The following is a 19,114-nucleotide window of genomic DNA, read 5'->3' as shown; positions in this document are numbered from 1 at the left end:
GGCACACTGAGACCCGGCAAGCGCGCCCCCGAACCGGAAGGACTCTCAATGACCGATACGACCGGCGACCATCCCGTCACCGCCCGCGCGAACGGGCCCGGCGTCGTGCTCGACCTGCCGGAAGGCCTCGGCGTCGCCCTCGACATCGTGCAGGCGAAGGCACTGCTGGACCAGTTGCAGGCGGCGATCGAGGAGGCCGAGCGGTTGGAGGACTGAGACCGGATACATACGTACCGGTTCGTGCGAACGCCTGCGCGCCGGGCACCCACCGGTGATCATCGAGAGCGGGCTTCGGCAGAGTTCAGGGTCGCGACGGTGTGCCTGCGCCCGGACCGTTCCCACGCCGAAGGAGTCCTCGTGTCGAAGAACGTCGCCCACAGGGCCGCAGCACTCGCCGGTCTCGTCGTCGCCGCGATCGTCCTGGGGGCCACCGTGGGAGCCGGAACGGCCACCGCCGCGCCGTGGCGCATCGGTCCGCTCTACCGCGCCGAGTTCGCCGGACCGGACGGCGACGCCGTCTGTCCCAAGGCCGAGGCGTTCGATCGGTCCATCGGCGCCGTCGTCCTCGTGTCCTGTTCGTGGGACCCTACGACGAACGCCTGGTTCTACGTCGTCTTCAATCCGAGGACCTGGTCGTAGCCTGCACCGAAACGGACTGCACGCCGCCGGTCCCGTCATAGAATGGGGAACCCCTTGTGGGCCTGTCCTGCAACGGTGCGGAGGGACAGACTGCCATGCACTCATCATCCGAGCCGAGCCGATGACCACCCCCACGGTCGAACCGCGCCCCCGCGAGCGCCGGCTGTCGGAAATCCCGGACGCCTTGGCATCTCGTCACCAGGCGACCGCCATCCTGCGCACCCGGCGCTACGCCGTGTTCCTGGACTTCGACGGCACCCTCGCCCACCTCGTGAACGATCCCACCGCTGCCACCCTGGTCGAGGGCGCGGCGAAAGAGCTTGCCCGGCTGGCCCGCTACTGCCCCGTCGGCGTGATCAGCGGCCGCGACGTGACCGACGTGCAGGCACGGGTCGGCGTGCCCGGACTCTGGTATGCGGGTAACCACGGTTTCGAACTCGTCGGGCCGGACGGCGAGTACCACCGGAACGATGCCGCCGTCCCCGCGGTGCCCGACCTCGAGCGAATCGCCGGCGCCCTGCGGGACCGCCTGGCCGGCGTGCCCGGCGTTCTGGTGGAGCACAAGCGTTTCGCCGTGGCAGTTCATCACCGCAACGTCGCCGAGGACCGGATCGAGGAGGTCGTCGCAGCAGTGCACGATGCGGCCGACCGGGACGTCCGGCTCCGCGTCACGAGCGGACGCAAGGTCACCGAGCTCCGCCCCGATGTGGACTGGGACAAGGGGCGGGCGGTGGCCTGGGTGCTCGAGCACCTCCGCGGCGCAGACGACCCGATGCCGGTCTACATCGGCGACGACCTCACCGACGACGACGCGTTCGGCACCCTGACATCGACCGGGATCGGCATCGTCGTGCGCTACAGCGAGGAAGGCGATCGGCGGTCGACGGCACAATTCGCGGTCGACGGTCCGGACCGGGTTCGTGAGCTACTGGAGCGGCTGGCGGATCTGCTCGGCAGCGACCCGGGGATCGCGCCGCCCCCGGACGACGCCTGGACGATGTTCTTCGAGGGCTACGACCCGCTCACCGAGAAGCTGCGCGAGGCCCTCTGCACCGTCGGGAACGGCTTCTTCGCCACCCGAGGCTGCGCGCCCGAATCCCGCGCGGACGGCGTGCACTACCCCGGCACCTATGTGGCCGGCATCTTCAACCGTCTCCAGGACGATGTGGCGGGGAGTGCCATCGACCACGAGAGCCTGGTGAACCTGCCGAACTGGTTGCCGGTGACCTTCCGGGTCGACGGCGGGCAGTGGTTCGACCTCGACACCGCAGAGCTGCTCGACTACCGCCAATACCTCGACCTCCGCCGCGCCGTCCTCATCCGGCGGTTCCGATTCCGCGACGCGGCGGGGCGCACCACGTCGGTGCGGCAGCGGCGCCTGGTTGCCATGCATCTGCCGCACGCCTGCGCCCTCGAGACGACGATCGTGGCCGAAGACTGGTCGGGCCGGCTCGAGATCCGCTCGCTGCTGGACGGCGCGGTCCGGAACTCCCTCGTCGAGCGCTATCGCGACCTCGCCGACCAGCACCTCAAGCCGCTGCAAGCCACCGCGCTGTCCGTCGACTCGGTGCTGCTGGCGGTGCAGACCAACCAGTCGCGGATACCGGTGGCGATGGCGGCCCGGAACACGGTGTGGTGCGACGGGGAGCCCGTTGCCGGCGAGTACCGGCTGGTCGACGGCGACGATCGGATCGGACACGACATCACCGTCGACGTCGAGACGGACCGGCCCGTGACGCTGGAGAAGATGGTGGCGGTGTTCACCGGGCGCGATCAGGCGGTCTCCGAGCCGGCCGACGAAGCCGCCCGCTGGCTTCCCCGGCTGGGCCGGTTCGACGAACTGCTCGACGGCCATGTGCTCGCCTGGGGATATCTGTGGGACCACCTGGGCATCGAGTACGAGGGTCCGGGCCACGGCCACGCCCTGCGAGTCCTCCGGTTCCATCTTCTGCACCTGCTGCAGACGGTCTCCGCGAACACCGCCGACCTCGACGTGGGCGTGCCGGCACGGGGGTTGCACGGCGAGGCGTACCGCGGGCACGTCTTCTGGGACGAGCTGTTCGTGTTCCCGGTGCTGAACCTGCGGCTGCCCACGCTGACCCGGTCGTTGCTGCGCTACCGCTACCGCCGCCTGCGGGAGGCCCGCCGGATGGCGCGCGAAGCCGGTCACCGCGGTGCGATGTTCCCGTGGCAGTCGGGCAGCGACGGCCGCGAGGAGAGCCCGCAACTGCACCTCAATCCCAGATCCGGCCGCTGGAACCCGGACCCCAGCCGGCGCCAGCACCACACCGGCATCGCGATCGCCCACAACGTGTGGCAGTACTACCAGGTGACCGGCGACCTGGAGTTCCTGATCGAGTACGGCGCCGAGATGCTCGTGGAGATCGCCCGCTTCTACGCCGATCTCGCGTCCTACGACGAGGAACGCGGACGGTACAGCATCCGCGGCGTCATCGGCCCCGACGAGTTCCATTCCGGCTACCCCGACGCACCGTACGACGGAATCGACAACAACGCGTACACCAACGTCATGTCGGTCTGGGTGATCCTGCGCGCCCTCGAGGCGCTCGAGCTGATCCCGCTGCAGATCCGCTCGTACCTGACCCAGGCCCTGGGGCTGCACGCGCAGGAGACGGCGCGCTGGGAGGACGTCACCCGCAGAATGTTCGTCCCGTTCCACGATCGTGTCCTCAGCCAGTTCGAGGGGTACGAACGCCTCGCCGAACTGGACTGGGACGGCTACCGACGGCGCTACGGCGACATCCAGCGCCTCGACCGGATCCTCGAGGCCGAGGGCGACGACGTCAACCGCTACCAGGCGTCGAAGCAGGCCGACGTGCTGATGCTGTTCTATCTGCTGTCCTCCGACGAACTGCGGGAACTGCTCGAACGGCTCGGCTACCGGTTCCCGAACGAGGACATCCCGCGGACCATCGACTACTACATGGCGCGAACGTCGCACGGTTCCACCCTGAGCGGGGTCGTCCATTCCTGGGTGCTGGCACGCGCCCACCGGGACGAGGCCGTCGACTTCTTCTACCAGGCGCTGAAAGCCGACATCGCCGATATCCAGGGCGGCACCACGATGGAGGGTATCCACCTGGCGGCCATGGCCGGCAGCGTCGATCTGTTGCAGCGGTGCGTCCCCGGCCTCGAGACCCGGGGCGACCGGCTCGTGTTCGCCCCGCAGTGGCCCGAACCACTCGGTGCCCTCGAATTCCCGATCTTCTACCGGGGGCACCGCCTTCGCCTGCGCATCAGCGGCACAGAGGTGCAGGTGAGCGCCGGTCCCGGGATGCAGGCGCCGATCGAGATCGAATGCCGCGGCCGGGTCGCCCAACTGCACCCGGGAGGCACGGTTCGCCTGAGCTAGTGCGACGACGACGAACCCGCGACCGAGGGCAGGACGTCGGGCCTTCGCCGCGTCGGCATCGCCCGTGCGGCGTCGCTGGGGACCTACGGCCCTGGAACGAGCACGGTTCCGCGGTTCACGATGAGAGGGGCCCGCTTCCGCGGGCCGTGATCAGGAGGACGCGCCGTGGATTCTGCTGCCTCGTACGTCCGGAAGCAGGCCGTCGTCACCGGCCTGGTGAACGTCGTCGTCAATCCGCTGCTGGCGTGGGCGGGAAAGCGCGGCACGACGTTCGTGCCGCTGTGGTCGGCCGACGGGATCGTCGTCGACATCGCGCTGACCGCGATCATCCTCTCCGTGCTCGTCTCCTGGTTCTCCGCTGCCGGGGTGCGACGGGCGTTGCGCGCAGGGCTCGATGCGACCACCGCCGACGCCCCGCAGGCCGGTCGGTGGCTGGCGCGATTGCCGTCCGGCACGTGGTCTCTGGGCCTGTCGCTCGGGGTGGCGGCCGCGGCCGTCTCCGTGCTCGCGATCTGGGTGCTGCACCTCCTCGGTGTGTCGGGGCTGTCGACGGGATGGTTCCTGGTGCTGAAGGCCGTCTACGGCGGTGTCCTCGGCTACCTCGTCGCGCGCTGGGTGATGGTCCGGCAACTGTCGGCGACTCGAACCGCGCAGCTTCCGAGGAGCAACAATGCCGGACGGTGAATCCACCGCGACCGAACGGCAGCTGCCGGTCTTCGAGCAGCGGGTCGTACGCGCGCGGGTGGTCGACGCCCCGGCCGGGGACACGTTCGCCGCGATCCGGCGCATCGACTTCATGCGGTCCCCGGTGATCGCCGCCCCCAATCTGGCCCGGATGGCCTTCGACGCCGTGCGCGCGCCGCGGCGTCGGGAGGTGCGGGCGCACCGCTCGATCCGCCTCGGTGACCTGATCGGTCCGCAGGGCGGCTTCGAGGTGGTCGCCGAGGAACCGGGGCGGGAACTCGTGCTCGGCTTCGTCGGTCGGTGGTGGGAGCCGGGTTACGGCCGCGTCGACTGGGATCCCGGGGCGCCCCTGTCGAGCATCGCGATTCCCGAATGCGGGGTCGGCACATGGAGTTTCACCGTCCTGCCGTACGACGCGCAGACCTGCGTCCTGCTCACCGAGATCCGGGTGCACGGCACCGACGAAAAGGCCCGCAGACTCTTCCGCCGCTACTGGACGGCGGTCGGGCCGTTCGTGCGGGCCATGGCACGGCCGACTCTGTCGATGATCGCGGCCGAAGCCCGGCGTTGACCCGGCCGTCCCACCGCGAACATCGCACCGGCAGAACCGGATACGTACGGCCGCAGCCGTCCGCCCGGACCGGTCATGCCGAGCCGTCCGCCCGTTCGGCCTCGGGCGCGAGGGTGAAGTAGTTCTCCTCCTCCTGCACGAAGTGCAGCCGCAGCAGCGCGTACAGCCCGTACAGGCAGGCGAGCAGGTCGTCGCACTGGTCCGGCCGCAGGCCGCCGGCGGCGTCGGCCTGCGCCAGGTGCGTGCGTAGGCGGCGGCTGAGCCGGTCGATCTCGGCATGCATCCGGCTCATCGTCGCGGTCGCCTCCCCGCTGCCGAGCGGCACCGCGAGCGCCGGGTACAGCTCGCTGTCCTCGGCCTGCTCGTGCGGCAGCAGCGTGTCGAACAGGAACGCGTCGACGCGGCGCAGCGCCGTGTGGGCGGCGGGCCGATCGCCGGACGCGAGCAGCTGGGCGGTGTCGCGCAGGATCGACAGCTCGTCACGCAGGACGTCGTGTTCGGCCGAGAACCGGTGCAGCATCGCCTCGGTGTCGTCGGGCAGGGCCAGCTCCCGGTCCCGGTCGCCGCGCAGGGCGCGCAGGGCGTTGAGGATCACCGCGACGTCGATGCCCTCCTGCAGCAGCGCACCCACCGCGGGAGGCAGGTAGCCGAACGCGGCGAAGCCCATGGCGACCAGCGACAGGCCCATGCCGACCGTGGCGCTCTGCACGGCGATACGCCGGGAGCGACGCGCGATCTCCATGGCATCGGCGAGCCGGTCGAGGCGGTCGGTGGTGAGCACGATGTCCGCCGCCTCCGAGCTCGCCGTGGATCCGCGGGCGCCCATCGCGACGCCGACGGTCGCGGCGGCGAGGGCGGGGGCGTCGTTGACGCCGTCGCCGACCATCACCGTCACCGCCGACTCCCGCTCGGCACGCACACCGTTCACCTTGTCCGCCGGGGTCTGCTCGGCATAGACCCCGTCGAGGCCGAGGACGGAGCCGATCTCCTCGGCCGGTTCGCGACGGTCGCCGGTGAGCATGACCAGCCGGTCCAGCCCGGCCGAGCGCAGCCGCCGCAGCGTGCGGGCGGCGTCGCGGCGCAGCGGGTCCACGAGCAGCAGGGCGCCGGCCAGGTCACCGTCGACGGTGACCCAGGCGACGACGGCGCCGTCGAGCGCGGCACGGCTGAGCACCGCCCGGGCCCAGCCGGGCGCGTCGGCGGGCAGCGGCAGGCTGCCGACGGTGACGCGCCGGCCGTCGACGGTCGCGGCCACGCCGGTGCCGGCCTGCTCGGCGACGTCGGTGGGCAGCGACAGGGTCAGCCCGCGCATCTTCGCCTCCTGCACGATGGCCTCGGCGAGCACGTGCGGGGAGAGCTGGTCGGCGGACGCCGCCAGGCGCAGCAGCTCGGCGCCGTCGCCCCCGGGTGCGGTGACGATGTCGGCGCCGGCGGGCCGGCCGCTGGTGAGCGTGCCCGTCTTGTCCATCACCAGCGTCGTCGCGTGCCCGAGGTTCTCGAGTGCGCCGCCACTGCGGATCACCACCCCCAGGCGCGAAGCGCGGGAGAGACCGGAGACGATCGCGACGGGCGCGGCGAGCAGCAGGGGGCACGGGGTGGCCACCACCAGCACGGCGACGGCACGGGTCGCCGACCCGCTGAGCAGCCACGCGAGCCCCGCCACCGTCAGCGACAGCGGCAGGAACCACGCGGCGACCCGGTCCGCGATCCGCACCACCGGGGCGCTCTCGGCGGCGGCCTCGCGGGCCAGGCGCACGATGCCGGCGTAGGTGCTGTCCTCGGCGGTGGCACGGGCGTGGATCTCGAAGGCGCCGCCGGCAGCGACGACGCCGCTGCGCACGGCCTCCCCGGTGCGGCGCTGCACGTGCATCGGCTCGCCGGTGAGGACGGACTCGTCGAGCACCGCGAGTTCGGACGTGATCCAGCCGTCGACCGGCACCACCTCGCCCGGCCCGACGACCAGGGTGTCCCCGGGTACGACGTCGCCGAGCGGCACCACCTGCACCTCGTCGCCGACGCGGCGGCGCGCGGTGTGCGGGGCGTGCTCGAGCAGGGCCCGCAGGTCCTTGGTGGCGCGGCGTTCCGCGGCGGCGTCGAGGGCCTGCCCCGACGCGAGCATCACGCCGATCAGCGCCCCGGCGACGTACTCGCCGACCAGCAGGGTGCCGACCAGGGAGAGCACCGCGATCAGATCCACCCCGACGCGGCCGCGGCGCAGCGCGTCGATCACCCACCAGGTCGCGGGCACGATCGCGACGACGGTGCCGGCGATCCAGCAGGCGTCGGCGACGGCGTGGGCACCGAGAAGCCAGGCGATGCCCCCGGCCGTCAGGGCGGTGAGGGTGACGGCGAGCAGCGCGGGTTCGAAGGCGCGGCGCAGCCGCTCCCGCCGCGTGGATTCCGGTTGTGTCGCCACTGCCGCACTCCCCCGTTCCGCACCGGTGCCGATGTCACCTCCCACCGTGCCACCACCAGCCGTCGGCCGGGTAGGGACGGAGGTCCGTCGACGGGTCCGTCCCCGGGGGTCGCCGGCCGGTCAGATCCCGCGCCCCGGGTTGAGAATCCCGCTCGGGTCGAACGCCGCCTTGATGCGCTGCATGAGCGCACGCTCGACCGTGCCGACCTGGGTTTCGAGGTACGGCTGTTTGAGCACCCCGATGCCGTGCTCTCCGCTGATCGAACCGCCGAGCGCCAGGCATTCGGCGACCATCTCGTCGAACGCCTGCCGGGCGCGCCCCGCGACGACCTCGTCGGCGGCGTCGAACACGATGGTGGGATGCAGGTTTCCGTCCGCCGCGTGCCCGAACGTGCCGATGAGCAGCTCGTGCCGCGCGGCGATCGCCTCGATCGCCGCGAGCATCTCGGGCAGCCGCGGCACGGGAACGGCCAGGTCGTCGAGCAGGGTGCTGCCACACCGCTCGAGCGCGGTGAGCGCGACCCGCCGCGCGGCCATGAACTCCTCCCCCTCCACCGGGTCGGCGGTGTCGTACACCTCGGTGGCGCCCGCCGCGGTACAGGCCCGCGCACACACCTGCGCTTCGGCGGCGGCGTCGCGCCCGTCGCACTGGACGAGCAGCAGCGCACCGGCCGTGTCGTCGAGTCCCATGTGCGTCATGTCGTTGACGGCGGCGATGGTGGTGCGGTCCATCAGTTCGACGAGGCACGGCTCGGCCTGCTCCCGGATCGCCAGCACCGCGGCGACGGCCTGCGCGGTTTCCGGGAAGCTCGCGACCACCGTGGCCGCCGCGGCGGCGGCGGCGCGCAGCCGCACGGTGGCCTCGACGATGACGGCGAGGGTGCCCTCGGACCCGACGAGCAGTTGCGTGAGGTTCAGTCCCGCCACGTTCTTCCGGGTGACGGCGCCGGTGTGGATGATCCGCCCGTCGGCGAGCACCGCCTTGATGCGGGCGACATGGTCGGCCGTGACCCCGTACTTCGCGCAGCAGGTGCCGCCGGCGTTGGTGGCGAGGTTGCCGCCGATGGTGGAGACGGCGCGGCTGCCGGGGTCCGGCACGTACCACAGCCCCCGCTCGGCGGCCGCGGCGGCGAGATCGCCGTTGATCACCCCGGGTTGCACTGTGGCGGTGCGTGATTCGGTGTCGATTTCGACGATGGCGTTCATCTTCTCGACGCTGAGCACGATGCCGCCGTCGAGGGCGTTGGCCGCACCCGCGAGACCGGTGCCGGCGCCGCGGGTGACGACGGGGATGCCGTGCCGGTGCGCGATCGTCAGGGTGGCGACGACGTCGTCGGTGTCCCGCGCCCGGACCAGGGCGAGCGGCATCCCGGCCGGCGTGAGCAGCGACTGGTCGCGCCGATAGGCGAGCATCCGGTCCGGATCGGTGACGACGGCGTCGCCGAGGGCGTCGACGAGCGCGGCGACGACCGGCTCGGTGTCGGGGACGGGAGTCACGACGCTGGTGTTCACGGAACCATCCAATCGAGAACGGGGGTGGACTGCAGGTAGATGACGACGGTGAGGAACACGAGCAACCCGAGGCTCCAGCCGATCAGACGGCGCAGGATGACACCCTCCGCCCCGGCCAGGCCGACCGCGGCCACCGCGACCGACAGGTTCTGCGGCGAGAGCATCTTGCCGAGCACACCCGCGGACGAATTGGCCGCCGCCATGAGCACCGGGTCGAGCCCGGCCTGCTGCGCGGCGGTCATCTGCATGACGCCGAACAGCGAGTTCGACGACGTGTCGGATCCGGTGATGGCCACGCCGATCCAGCCGATCAGCGGCGAGACGAGGGCGAACACCCCGCCCGCGGACGCGAGCGCCATGCCCAGGCCGGCGGTCTGACCGGACAGGTTCATCACGAAGGCCAACGCGAGCACCGAGGTGACGGTGACGATGGTCCAGCGCAGCTGCACGAGGGTGTCGGCGTAGGCGCGGACGGCGCGGCGTACGCCGATCCCGTACATCCCGGCCGTGACGGCCCCGGCGAGCAGCAACAGGGTGCCGGTGGCCTTGAGGTGGTCGAGCTTGAACGTCTGCGCGCTCAGCGGCTTGCCGTCGACGTCGACGATGTCGAGTCCGGGCCAGCGGAACGACACGGTGCCGATCTCGGTGAGCCACGTCTTGACGAACGGGATCTGCGCCACGGTGAAGATCGCGATGATCGTCAGGTACGGGGCGAGGGCCAGCAGCGTGCGCCGCGTCCGGCTGTATCCGTCGAAACGCGACGGCGGGGCGGCGATGCCGACCGCGGTGCCGGCGCCGACCGGTGCGGTGAGGGCGGTGTCGGTCGTGGCGACCAGGCGCTCCTCCGGCTGCCACACCTTCAGCATGCCCAGCACCGCGCCGACCGTGACGATCGCGGCGACGACGTCGGTGAGCTCGACAGTGAGGTAGTTCGCGGTGACGAACTGGGCGAGGCCGAAGGTCAGGCCCGCGACGACCGCGACGGGCCAGGTCTGCCGAACTCCGCGGCGGCCGTCGACGAGGAACACCATCACCATCGGCACGACGGCCGCGACGAACGGCGTCTGCCGGCCGGCCATCGCGGACAGGTCGTCGAGCGGCAGCCCGGTGACCCCGGCGAGCGCGAGGATCGGGGCACCCATCGCACCGAAGGCCACGGGCGCGGTGTTCGCCAGCAGGGACGTGCACGCGGCTTTGAGCGGTGCCATGCCCGCGGCCATGAGCATCGCCGCGGAGATCGCGACGGGCGCGCCGAATCCGGCGAGCGACTCGAGCAGCGCACCGAAGCAGAAGGCGATGAGAATGGCGAGGATGCGCTGGTCGTCCGAGATGGACCGGATGACCCGGCCGAGCTCCTCGAACCAGCCGGTGACAACCGTGAGCTTGTAGACGAAGAGGGCGTTGACGAGGATCCACAAGATCGGGAACAGGCCGTAGAAGGCTCCCTCGGCGGTCGCGGCGGCGGCCTGGCCGAGCGGCATGCCCCACCCGGCGAGCGCCAGACCGACGAGGGCCGCACGGTGCGCCTTCCATCTGAAGACGCCGAGCATGACGAACATCGCGGCCAGCGGGATCGCCGCGACCACGGCCGACCAGGCGAGTGAGCCGCCGATCGGGTCGAGTGTCTGTTGGTACATAGCGCGCCTCTCGTTGTGATGCCTGTCACCGTTTCCCAGAATTGTCAGACAAGTACACATTCCTGTCAAGAATGCATGTGCGGCGTCGTGCAAGAATGCTCGTGTTCGCGCAGGTCCGTGCGGGTGCGCGGAGAGCCGGGAAGGAGCGGGGCATTGGTCGGACGCGTCGAGGCCCTGTCGATCGTCGACGCCCTCGCCCTGGAACTGCGGCGGCGCGTGTTCGCCGGGGAGCTGACGCACGAGGACGCCCTCACCGAAGCCGAGGTGTCCCGCGCCTACGAAGTCGCCAGGCCGACCGCCAAGGCCGCCATCGAGAAGCTCGTCGGCGAGGGCCTACTGCAGCGCAGCGCCCACAAGACCGCCCGCGTGCCCCAGCTGGGCCCCGACGACGTGCGCGACATCTACCGCACCCGCGCGCACCTGGAATCGGTGGTGCTGCGCGCGCTCGCCGAGACCCGGGCGGTGCCTCCGGCGGCGTCGGCCGCCAACGCCGAGATCTCGGCCATGACCGAGGCCGACCCGCTCACCGTCGTCGAACCCGACATGCGCTTCCACACCGCCCTGGTGGACGCGCTGGGCAGCCCGCGCACCAGCCGCATGTTCGGCTCGCTCGTGTCCGAGGTGCGGCTGTGCATGGTGCAGGTGCAGGGCAAGCAGCTGCTCACCACCACGAGCATCGCGGCCGAACACCAGCAGATCCTCGACGCCGTCCTGGCCGGCGACGGCGATGCGGCGGTCGAGGTGATCACCCGGCACCTCGGACGCGCACGCGAACGCCTCGTCGCCGCGCTCGGCGGCAGCCCGGGCCCGGAAGCCACCCTTCCCGAGCCCGCGTAGCCGTCCCCCGGTTCGGCCGACACCCTCGACGCCCGGAGCCCGGGCATACTGCCCCCTTTTATCGGATGCCCGGTGCCTGCGCCTATGATTCAACGTGTTAACGCCATGTAACAGTTTCCTCACAGTCAGGTGGTGAGCGTGTCGACCCGGGACCGCATTGCAGAGATCTACGAACAGGTGAAGGCGCGCAACGCCGGTGAACCCGAGTTCCATCAGGCAGCCGCCGAGGTGTTCGAGTCCCTGCATGTCGTCCTCGAGCGTCACCCCCGCTACTTCGAAGCCGGCCTCATCGAACGGCTGACCGAGCCCGAGCGGCAGATCATCTTCCGGGTGCCGTGGATCGACGACCAGGGCAACGTGCACGTCAACCGCGGCTTCCGGGTCCAGTACAACAGCGTGCTCGGCCCGTACAAGGGCGGCCTGCGCTTCCACCCGAGCGTCAACCTCGGCATCGTGAAGTTCCTCGGCTTCGAGCAGATCTTCAAGAACGCCCTCACCGGCCTGCCCATCGGCGGCGGCAAGGGCGGCTCGGACTTCGACCCCAAGGGTCGCTCGGAGCAGGAGATCATGCGCTTCTGCCAGTCCTTCATGACCGAGCTGCACCGCCATATCGGCGAGTACACCGACGTCCCGGCCGGCGACATCGGCGTCGGCGGACGCGAGATCGGGTACCTGTTCGGCCAGTACAAGCGCCTGACCAACTCCTACGAGTCCGGCGTGCTCACCGGCAAGGGCCTGACCTGGGGCGGCTCGCAGGTACGCCGGGAGGCCACCGGGTACGGCGTCGCCTACTTCGTGGCGGAGATGGCCAAGTCCGTGAACTCCTCCCTCGAGGGCCGCAAGGTCGTCGTGTCCGGTTCGGGCAACGTGGCGATCTACGCGATCGAGAAGGTGCACCAGCTCGGCGGCATCGCCATCGCCTGCTCCGACTCCTCCGGCTACATCGTCGATCAGAACGGCATCGACCTCGAGCTGCTCAAGGAGATCAAGGAGGTCCGGCGCGGCCGCATCTCCGAGTACCTCGACGAGCGTCCCGACGCGCAGTACTTCCCGGGTGGTTCGATCTGGGACGTGCCGTGCGACGTCGCCATCCCCTGCGCCACCCAGAACGAACTGGACGAGACCGCCGCGAAGACCCTGGTGAACAACGGCGTGCGGGTCGTCGCCGAGGGCGCGAACATGCCCACCACCCCCGGTGGCATCGCGGTGTTCCGCGAGGCGGGCGTCGCGTTCGCCCCGGGCAAGGCGGCGAACGCCGGCGGTGTGGCGACCTCCGCGCTCGAGATGCAGCAGAACGCCTCGCGCGACTCGTGGCACTTCAACTACACCGACGAGCGCCTCGCCGGCATCATGCGCGACATCCACCAGAACTGCGTGGAGACCGCAGCCGAGTACGGCAAGCCCGGTGACTACATCCACGGCGCCAACATCGCCGGCTTCGTGAAGGTCGCCGACGCGATGTTCGCGCTCGGCGTCATCTGATCCGAACACACGCCGACGGCGCGGGGCGGGCACCGGATCCCGGTGCCCGCCCCGCGCTGTCTGTGTGTTCTTCAGCTACCCGGCGTTCTTCGCCTACCCGCCGGACGGCTCGGACGGCGGCTCTGCGACGCGCTCGTCGTCGGCGCTCGCCTTGCGGGCGGCCTCCCGCATCTCGATGCCGTCGCTGATCCAGTCCCCGACCTCCCGGGTGACCTCGCGGACCGCGCCGGTGATGATGCCGGCGATGTTGCCGACGTGCGTCGCCGCGGACTCGGTCAGTTCCTGGAGCGTGTCCTTGTTGCGTTCGAACCTACCCACCATGGCGGTGCCCCCTTCAGGCGCTGTCGTGGGCGAGGGTACCCGCGACCGGCACGCCGCGCTCGATGAGCACCGACGTCGTGGGCTCCTCGGAGACCCAGCTCGGCGGCAGGGCCAGCTTCACGATCTTGCGCCACACCGAGCCCACCTGGGCGAGCAGGCCCCCGGTGTTGTAGGGCAGCCCGTAGCGTTCGCACAGTTCCCGCACCTCCAGCGCCAGCTGCGGGTACCGGTGCGCCGGAAGATCCGGGAACAGGTGGTGCTCGATCTGGTGCGAGAGATTGCCCGACATGATGTGGAACAGCGGCGTGCCGGTGATGTTCGCGCTGCCGAGCAGCTGACGGACGTACCACTCGCCGCGGGTCTCGTGCGCGGTCTCCTCCTCGGTGAAGGACTGCACCCCGGACGGGAAGTGCCCGCAGAAGATGATGGAGAACGCCCACACGTTGCGGACCAGGTTGGCGGCCGCGTTGCCGAGCAGCGTCGGCACGAACATCGGCCCGGACAGCAGCGGGAACGCGACGTAGTCCTTGACCACCTGCCCGCGCGCCTTACGCCACCACCCCCGGGCGAGCGGGATCACGTCGCGCCAGCTGCGTTTGCCGGCGACGACGTTCTCGACCTCGGCGTCGTGCAGCATCACACCCCACTCGAACAGCAGCATCAGCCCCGTCGCGTAGACGGGATTGCCGAGGTAGTAGGGGTGCCAGCGCTGCGCCGGATCCATCCGCAGGATGCCGTAGCCGACGTCGCGATCCATCCCGAGGATGTTGGTGTAGGTGTGGTGCAGGTAGTTGTGCGAGTGCCGCCACTGGTCGGCGGGACATACGGTGTCCCACTCGAAGGTGCGGGAGTTCAGTTCCGGCTCGCGCATCCAGTCGTACTGGCCGTGCATCACATTGTGGCCGATCTCCATGTTGTCGAGGATCTTCGACACGCTCAGCGCGGCCACGCCCGCCACCCATGCCGGCGGCAGGAAGCCCACGAACAACAGGGCACGACCGGCGATCTCGAAGCGCCGCTGCGCCCCGACGATGCGGTAGATGTACTCGCGGTCGGCCGCGCCGAGCGAGGCGACGGTGCGCTCGCGCAGGGCGTCGAGTTCGCGGCCGATCTCCTCGACCTGCTCGCGGCGCAGCACGACCGGCGACGGGTCGGGATCGCGACGGCCGGACAGGAACGCCGGCAGCGGAAGGGACAGGGGGATGGACAAACCGAACATGGTGTCCTCCAATTGTTTCGAGTGGGTCAGAGGTCGAAGGCCGCGTCGCCGACGGGGACGTTCACGCAGATCTGCACCTCGGCGCCGGGCTCGTCGTCGATCTCGCCGGTGCGCACGTCGCGGGTGCCGCCGGACAGCCGGGTCACGGTGCAGGAGTGGCAGATTCCCATGCGGCAGCCGTGCTGCGGGGTGAGCCCGGCCGCCTCGGCCTGTTCGAGGGCGGTGACGCCGCTGTTCTCGGCGCGGACCCCGGACGCGGCGAAGGTGACGGTGCCGCTCGCGTCGTCGTCGCGGACGACGACGGGCGGGGTGAACTGCTCGGTGCGCAGCAGGTGCGCGGCGCCGGCGTCGCCGTAGACCTCCCGCACGCTGTCGACGAGCCCGGCCGGGCCGCAGACGTAGGCGGGTGCGCCGGCGAACCACGGGGCGACCCGCTCGAGATGACTCCGGTCGAAGCGGCCACGCAACGCACCGTCGTCCGCCCGGGTGTAGGCGAAGGCCACGTCGACGCCGGCGTGGGCGCCGGCCAGGGACTCGATCGCGTCGCGGTGCGGCACGTGCGCGGCGGTGGGCGCGTAGTGCAGGAACGCGACGGTTCCGGAGTGGCCCTCGTCGGCGAGGGTGCGCAGCATCGACAGCACCGGAGTGATGCCGCTGCCGCCGCTGACGAGCACCAGCCGCTCCGGCCGCTCCGCCGGGAGACAGAACTCGCCGGCGGCCGCCGCGAGGTCGACCACGTCGCCCGCGGTGGCGTGCTCGTGCAGGTGCCGCGAGACGACGCCGTCCGGTCGCACCCCGACCGTGAGCTGGATGCGCCCGTCGGCTCGATGCTGGGAACTCACCGGCGAGTAGCTGCGGCTGTGCCGCACACCGTCCACCACCACGCCGAGTTGCAGGTGCTGACCGGCCCGGAACTCCAGGGGCCGGCCCGGGCGCAGCTCGAGCGTCACCGCACCCGGGATATTTCGGTCAACGTTCGTGATCCGGGCGCGCGTGTGCTGCACGGCCAGGAGCGGATCGGCCAGTTCGAGGTACCGATCCGGGTGGTGCGGCGCGGAGAGTACATGCAGCGCCTTGATCAGGGCTTTGCGTCCGATCGACGGCCCCGGCCCGCGTCGGGCGCGGTGAAGCAGGGTCATGGCGTCGCTCCTCTCGAGCGAGAATCCAAAGTCAGTGCACAAATGTGCACTGAGTTCAGTGTGCCAGGGTCGCCCGGTGGGCTGTCAACGTTGTTGTGGCGGCCGTCACCACGGTCCCCGACCGCCGCCGCGTCGCACTGCCTAGACTCGGAGCCGTGTCCGCAGCCCCCGTTCCCGAACCCGCGACGCGAGCTGCGCGCAAGGAGCGCACCCGCCAGGCCCTGCTCGACGCGGCGCTCGAACTCTCCGCCGATCGCAGCTTCGCGACGGTGAGCCTGCGCGAGGTGGCCCGCCGAGCCGGGATCGTGCCCACGGCGTTCTACCGCCACTTCGGCTCGATGGAGGAACTCGGCGTCGCCCTCGCCGCCGACACCATGCGCATGCTCCGCACGCTGCTGCGCGAGGCCCGGCGCACGCGCGGCCCGTCCTCGGCGCGGGCGTCGCTCGAGGCCCTGGTGCGGCAGGTCCGCGCCCACGAACAGGCGTTCCGATTCCTGGCCCGGGAGCGCTACGGCGGCCAGCCGGCCGTCGCGCGCACCGTCACCGTCGAGTTGCGGCTGATCACGGGCGAACTCTCCGTCGATCTCTCCCGCATGCCCGGAATGGCGGACTGGGACGTCGACGACCTGGAGATGGCGGCCGACCTGCTGGTGACTGCCATGCTCGAGGTGGTGCTCGAACTGCTCGACGTGGACCGGCCCGGCGGGCCGGCGGAGGCCGAGGTCCTCGCCCGCGCCGAAAAGCAGATGCGTCTCATCGTTCTCGGCATGGGCGCGTGGAAACCTTCCCACCGCTAACGGCAACCCGTACGGTGGGCGCCATGTTCGAGACCACTCACGTCACCCTCGGAGACCTCACCTTCGACGTTCACGTCACCGGTCCCGCCGACGGCACGCCCGTCGTGCTGCTGCACGGATTCCCGGAGACCGCCCGCAGCTGGGAGGCCGTGGCGCCGCAGCTCGCGGAGGCGGGTCTGCGAGTGCTGATGCCGGACCAACGGGGGTACTCCCCCGGCGCCCGCCCGGACGGCGTGTCGGCATACACCGTCGACCTGCTGGTCGGTGACGTGATCGGGCTGCTCGACGCGACCGGCCTCGGGCAGGCCCACCTGGTGGGGCACGACTGGGGCGCCGCCGTGGCCTGGCAGGTCGCGGCGCGGCACCCCGACCGCATCAGCACCCTGACCGCGGTGTCCGTGCCGCACCTCGCGGCCTACGGCTGGGCCCTGCGCGAGGACGCCGATCAGCAGGCCCGCGCCGCCTACATCAAGCTGCTCCGGCAGGAGGGAAAGGCCGAGCACGTCCTGCTCGAGGACGACGCCCGTCGCCTGCGCGCGATGTACGGCGACCGGGTGAGCCCCGAGTCGATCGACGAATACGTGCGCGTGCTGTCCGAGCCCGGCGCCCTGACCGCCGCGCTCAACTGGTACCGCGCGATGACCCGGGAGCTCTCCGAACTGGCACCGGTGCGGGTGCCCACCACCTACGTGTGGAGCACCGAGGATTCGGCCCTCGGCCGGGTGGGCGCGGAGCGCTGCGGCGAGTTCGTCGACGCGCCTTACGAATTCGTCGTCCTCGACGACGTCAGCCACTGGGTGCCGGAGGAAGCACCGGACGCGCTGGCGAAGGCGATCCTCGCCCGGATCGGCGACCGGCCGTAAGAGCATGTCCACAGGAGGGGCCGTGACCACCGCAGCCTGCCACCGCCGTATGCGTCGCCGGCTCGGCGCGGTCGCGGCCGCCTCCCTCACCGTGCTCGCCACGGCCTGCACCGATCCCGGGTCGCCCGCCGATTCCGCGCCCGAGCCCGGCCCCGCCTACAGCTCCTATGTGGCCCTGGGTGACTCGTTCACGGCGGGCCCGATGATCCCGCCCCAGATCGACTCGGCGTGCGCGCGCTCGGGGAGCAACTACCCCCATGCGGTGGCCGAGACGCTGGGCATCGACAACTTCCGCGACGCGTCGTGCAGTTCCGCGACGACAGCGAACCTGACAGGGCCCCAAGTGGTTTCGTCGGGCGCCACCGTCCCTGCGCAGTACGATGCGCTCACCCCCGAGACCGAGCTGGTCACCGTCGGGATCGGCGGCAACGACATCGGCCTGGTCGCCCTGGCCGGATCGTGTCTCGCGCTCGACCGCTCGTCCGGCAGGGCCGCGGCACCGGCCGGACCCCTGTGCGCGACCGCGAACGTCCGCGACGGCCTCGACCTCGTGGACCGCGCGATCGACGACTTCGCCCCCACCTACGGCGTGATCGTGCGGGAGATCCGCAACCGCGCCCCGGACGCGCGCATCCTGCTCGTCGGCTACCCGACCGGGATCCGGGACGGCGGATGCTATCCCGATCAGCCGATCCTGCCGGACGACGCGACGTACCTGCAGGCGAAGATCGACCGGCTCAACACGGCGATGGAACAGCAGGCCGACGCCGCGGGCGTCGACTACGTCGACCTGCGCGAGTCCACCGTCGGGCACGACGCGTGCCAGCCCTCCGCGCAGCGCTGGACCGAAGGCCTGTTCCCGTCCCAGCCGGCCGCCCCGCTGCACCCCAACGCCGACGGCCACCGCAACGCAGCCGAACAGGTCCTGGTCACGATCGCGGACTAGCCGCGGGGTCGATCGCCGATCGGCACAGGGCCGAGAGCTCGTCGACCACCGCGTCGAGCGGCGCCGAGCTGCGCTGCGCCTGGGCGAGCACCAGCGCACCCTCGAGCGCGCCGACGATGAGCACCGCCAACGACCGGGCGCGTTCCGGGCCCACCCCGTCCGCGACGAGCGTGCCGGTGAGCAGGCCGCACCAGTGCTCGAACGCCTCCCCGGCGACGTCACGAGCGCCGCGCTCGGTGCCCAGGGCCGCCGCGACGATCGGGCAGCCGACCGCGTAGTCGCCGGCCTCGAGACCGCGACGCCACAGGTCGGCGAGAGCCTGCAGTGCGCCGGGGGTGTCCGAGGAGTCCAGCACCCGTGCCATCCCGTCACCCAGGTGGTCCGCGGCACTGCGGGTGGCCTCCTCGACGAGCTGCGCCTTTCCGCCCGGGAAATGGTGGTAGACCGACCCGCGCGGCGCGCCGCTGTGGGCGAGCACGTCGGCGAACGAGGTCGCCGCGACGCCCCGCTCGCGGATGAGCCGGATCGCGCTGCGGATCATCGCGGCACGAGGGCCGGTGGTCGGGTCGCTTCGCCTCGCCATGTCCGTGCTCCGCTCTTGCCGTCGGTTTCTATGTATGTTGTCATACTTAGGTCCGGACCGTGCCGGAACGGACCCGTTCTTCCCGAGGAGTCGTC

The 19,114-nt window shown here is 71.2% G+C and carries 17 protein-coding genes; 10 read left to right on the top strand and 7 right to left on the bottom strand.

All coding sequences use genetic code 11. The annotated features are described in order from the left end of the window. Positions 1–48 precede the first annotated feature (48 nt). The 5 genes from AIIKEEIJ_RS32685 to AIIKEEIJ_RS19075 all read left to right on the top strand — a co-directional run bounded on the left by AIIKEEIJ_RS32685 (position 49) and on the right by AIIKEEIJ_RS19075 (position 5,267). A complete protein-coding gene (locus tag AIIKEEIJ_RS32685) occupies positions 49–216 on the top strand; it encodes a hypothetical protein (RefSeq protein WP_006946627.1) in 168 nt (55 codons plus the stop codon). Positions 217–357: 141 nt separating this feature from the next. Continuing rightward, positions 358–639 (top strand): hypothetical protein, encoded by a 282-nt coding sequence (locus AIIKEEIJ_RS19090; RefSeq protein WP_006946629.1) that lies wholly within the window; start codon positions 358–360, stop codon positions 637–639. A 121-nt stretch (positions 640–760) separates the two neighbouring features. Further along, complete coding sequence (gene otsB, locus AIIKEEIJ_RS19085) at positions 761–4,012, top strand: trehalose-phosphatase (protein ID WP_161996348.1); 3,252 nt, start codon at positions 761–763, stop codon at positions 4,010–4,012. 165 nt (positions 4,013–4,177) lie between these two features. Continuing rightward, positions 4,178–4,696, top strand: coding sequence for a hypothetical protein (locus AIIKEEIJ_RS19080; protein WP_161996347.1), 519 nt, complete (start codon positions 4,178–4,180; stop codon positions 4,694–4,696). Next, complete coding sequence (locus AIIKEEIJ_RS19075; RefSeq protein ID WP_029543039.1) at positions 4,683–5,267, top strand: hypothetical protein; 585 nt, start codon at positions 4,683–4,685, stop codon at positions 5,265–5,267. Before AIIKEEIJ_RS19080 ends, AIIKEEIJ_RS19075 begins: the two co-directional genes overlap by 14 nt. A 73-nt stretch (positions 5,268–5,340) precedes the next feature. On the opposite strand, the gene AIIKEEIJ_RS19070 is transcribed toward AIIKEEIJ_RS19075, so the two are convergent. The 3 genes from AIIKEEIJ_RS19070 to AIIKEEIJ_RS19060 form a co-directional block, all read right to left on the bottom strand. After that, positions 5,341–7,683 (bottom strand): heavy metal translocating P-type ATPase, encoded by a 2,343-nt coding sequence (locus AIIKEEIJ_RS19070; protein WP_029543037.1) that lies wholly within the window; start codon positions 7,681–7,683, stop codon positions 5,341–5,343. Between the two features lie 120 nt (positions 7,684–7,803). Next, positions 7,804–9,195 carry an FAD-binding oxidoreductase gene (locus tag AIIKEEIJ_RS19065; RefSeq protein ID WP_161996346.1) on the bottom strand — a complete coding sequence of 464 codons (1,392 nt, stop codon included), beginning with the start codon at positions 9,193–9,195 and terminating at the stop codon, positions 7,804–7,806. Next, positions 9,192–10,832, bottom strand: a complete 1,641-nt coding sequence (locus AIIKEEIJ_RS19060; RefSeq protein ID WP_161996345.1) for a lactate permease LctP family transporter — start codon at positions 10,830–10,832, stop codon at positions 9,192–9,194. Before AIIKEEIJ_RS19060 ends, AIIKEEIJ_RS19065 begins: the two co-directional genes overlap by 4 nt. 153 nt (positions 10,833–10,985) lie before the next feature. On the opposite strand from AIIKEEIJ_RS19060, the gene AIIKEEIJ_RS19055 reads away from it, so the two are divergent. Both AIIKEEIJ_RS19055 and gdhA read left to right on the top strand, forming a co-directional pair. Continuing rightward, complete coding sequence (locus tag AIIKEEIJ_RS19055) at positions 10,986–11,669, top strand: GntR family transcriptional regulator (RefSeq protein WP_010596353.1); 684 nt, start codon at positions 10,986–10,988, stop codon at positions 11,667–11,669. Positions 11,670–11,807: 138 nt separating this feature from the next. Then, a complete protein-coding gene (gene gdhA, locus AIIKEEIJ_RS19050; RefSeq protein WP_161996356.1) occupies positions 11,808–13,151 on the top strand; it encodes an NADP-specific glutamate dehydrogenase in 1,344 nt (447 codons plus the stop codon). Positions 13,152–13,244: 93 nt separating this feature from the next. Here gdhA and AIIKEEIJ_RS19045 read toward each other — a convergent pair whose 3' ends face one another. The 3 genes from AIIKEEIJ_RS19045 to AIIKEEIJ_RS19035 are packed head-to-tail and all read right to left on the bottom strand — an operon-like array spanning position 13,245 to position 15,830. Continuing rightward, a complete protein-coding gene (locus AIIKEEIJ_RS19045; RefSeq protein ID WP_006939021.1) occupies positions 13,245–13,472 on the bottom strand; it encodes a hypothetical protein in 228 nt (75 codons plus the stop codon). A gap of 13 nt (positions 13,473–13,485) precedes the next feature. Then, positions 13,486–14,691 carry a fatty acid desaturase gene (locus tag AIIKEEIJ_RS19040; protein ID WP_161996344.1) on the bottom strand — a complete coding sequence of 402 codons (1,206 nt, stop codon included), beginning with the start codon at positions 14,689–14,691 and terminating at the stop codon, positions 13,486–13,488. Between the two features lie 26 nt (positions 14,692–14,717). Continuing rightward, positions 14,718–15,830 carry a ferredoxin reductase gene (locus AIIKEEIJ_RS19035; protein ID WP_006939017.1) on the bottom strand — a complete coding sequence of 371 codons (1,113 nt, stop codon included), beginning with the start codon at positions 15,828–15,830 and terminating at the stop codon, positions 14,718–14,720. 95 nt (positions 15,831–15,925) lie between these two features. Here AIIKEEIJ_RS19035 and AIIKEEIJ_RS19030 point away from each other — a divergent pair, with 95 nt between their 5' ends. From AIIKEEIJ_RS19030 to AIIKEEIJ_RS19020, 3 genes are read left to right on the top strand one after another with little or no spacing between them, the layout of a single operon-like run. Next, positions 15,926–16,627, top strand: a complete 702-nt coding sequence (locus tag AIIKEEIJ_RS19030; RefSeq protein ID WP_029543027.1) for a TetR family transcriptional regulator — start codon at positions 15,926–15,928, stop codon at positions 16,625–16,627. Between the two features lie 23 nt (positions 16,628–16,650). Next, entirely contained in the window at positions 16,651–17,490 is an 840-nt protein-coding gene (locus tag AIIKEEIJ_RS19025; RefSeq protein ID WP_161996343.1) for an alpha/beta fold hydrolase, read from the top strand. Positions 17,491–17,494: 4 nt separating this feature from the next. Then, entirely contained in the window at positions 17,495–18,436 is a 942-nt protein-coding gene (locus tag AIIKEEIJ_RS19020; protein WP_051359185.1) for an SGNH/GDSL hydrolase family protein, read from the top strand. On the opposite strand, the gene AIIKEEIJ_RS19015 is transcribed toward AIIKEEIJ_RS19020, so the two are convergent. Next, positions 18,420–19,019, bottom strand: a complete 600-nt coding sequence (locus AIIKEEIJ_RS19015) for a TetR/AcrR family transcriptional regulator (protein ID WP_006939010.1) — start codon at positions 19,017–19,019, stop codon at positions 18,420–18,422. The two genes, AIIKEEIJ_RS19020 and AIIKEEIJ_RS19015, sit on opposite strands and share 17 nt — an antisense overlap. Between the last annotated feature and the right edge of the window lie 95 nt (positions 19,020–19,114).

The organism is Rhodococcus sp. YH1 (genome assembly GCF_009939605.1).
Taxonomy (GTDB): Bacteria; Actinomycetota; Actinomycetes; order Mycobacteriales; family Mycobacteriaceae; genus Rhodococcus; species Rhodococcus aetherivorans.
This window is presented reverse-complemented; position numbering and strand designations above follow the sequence as displayed.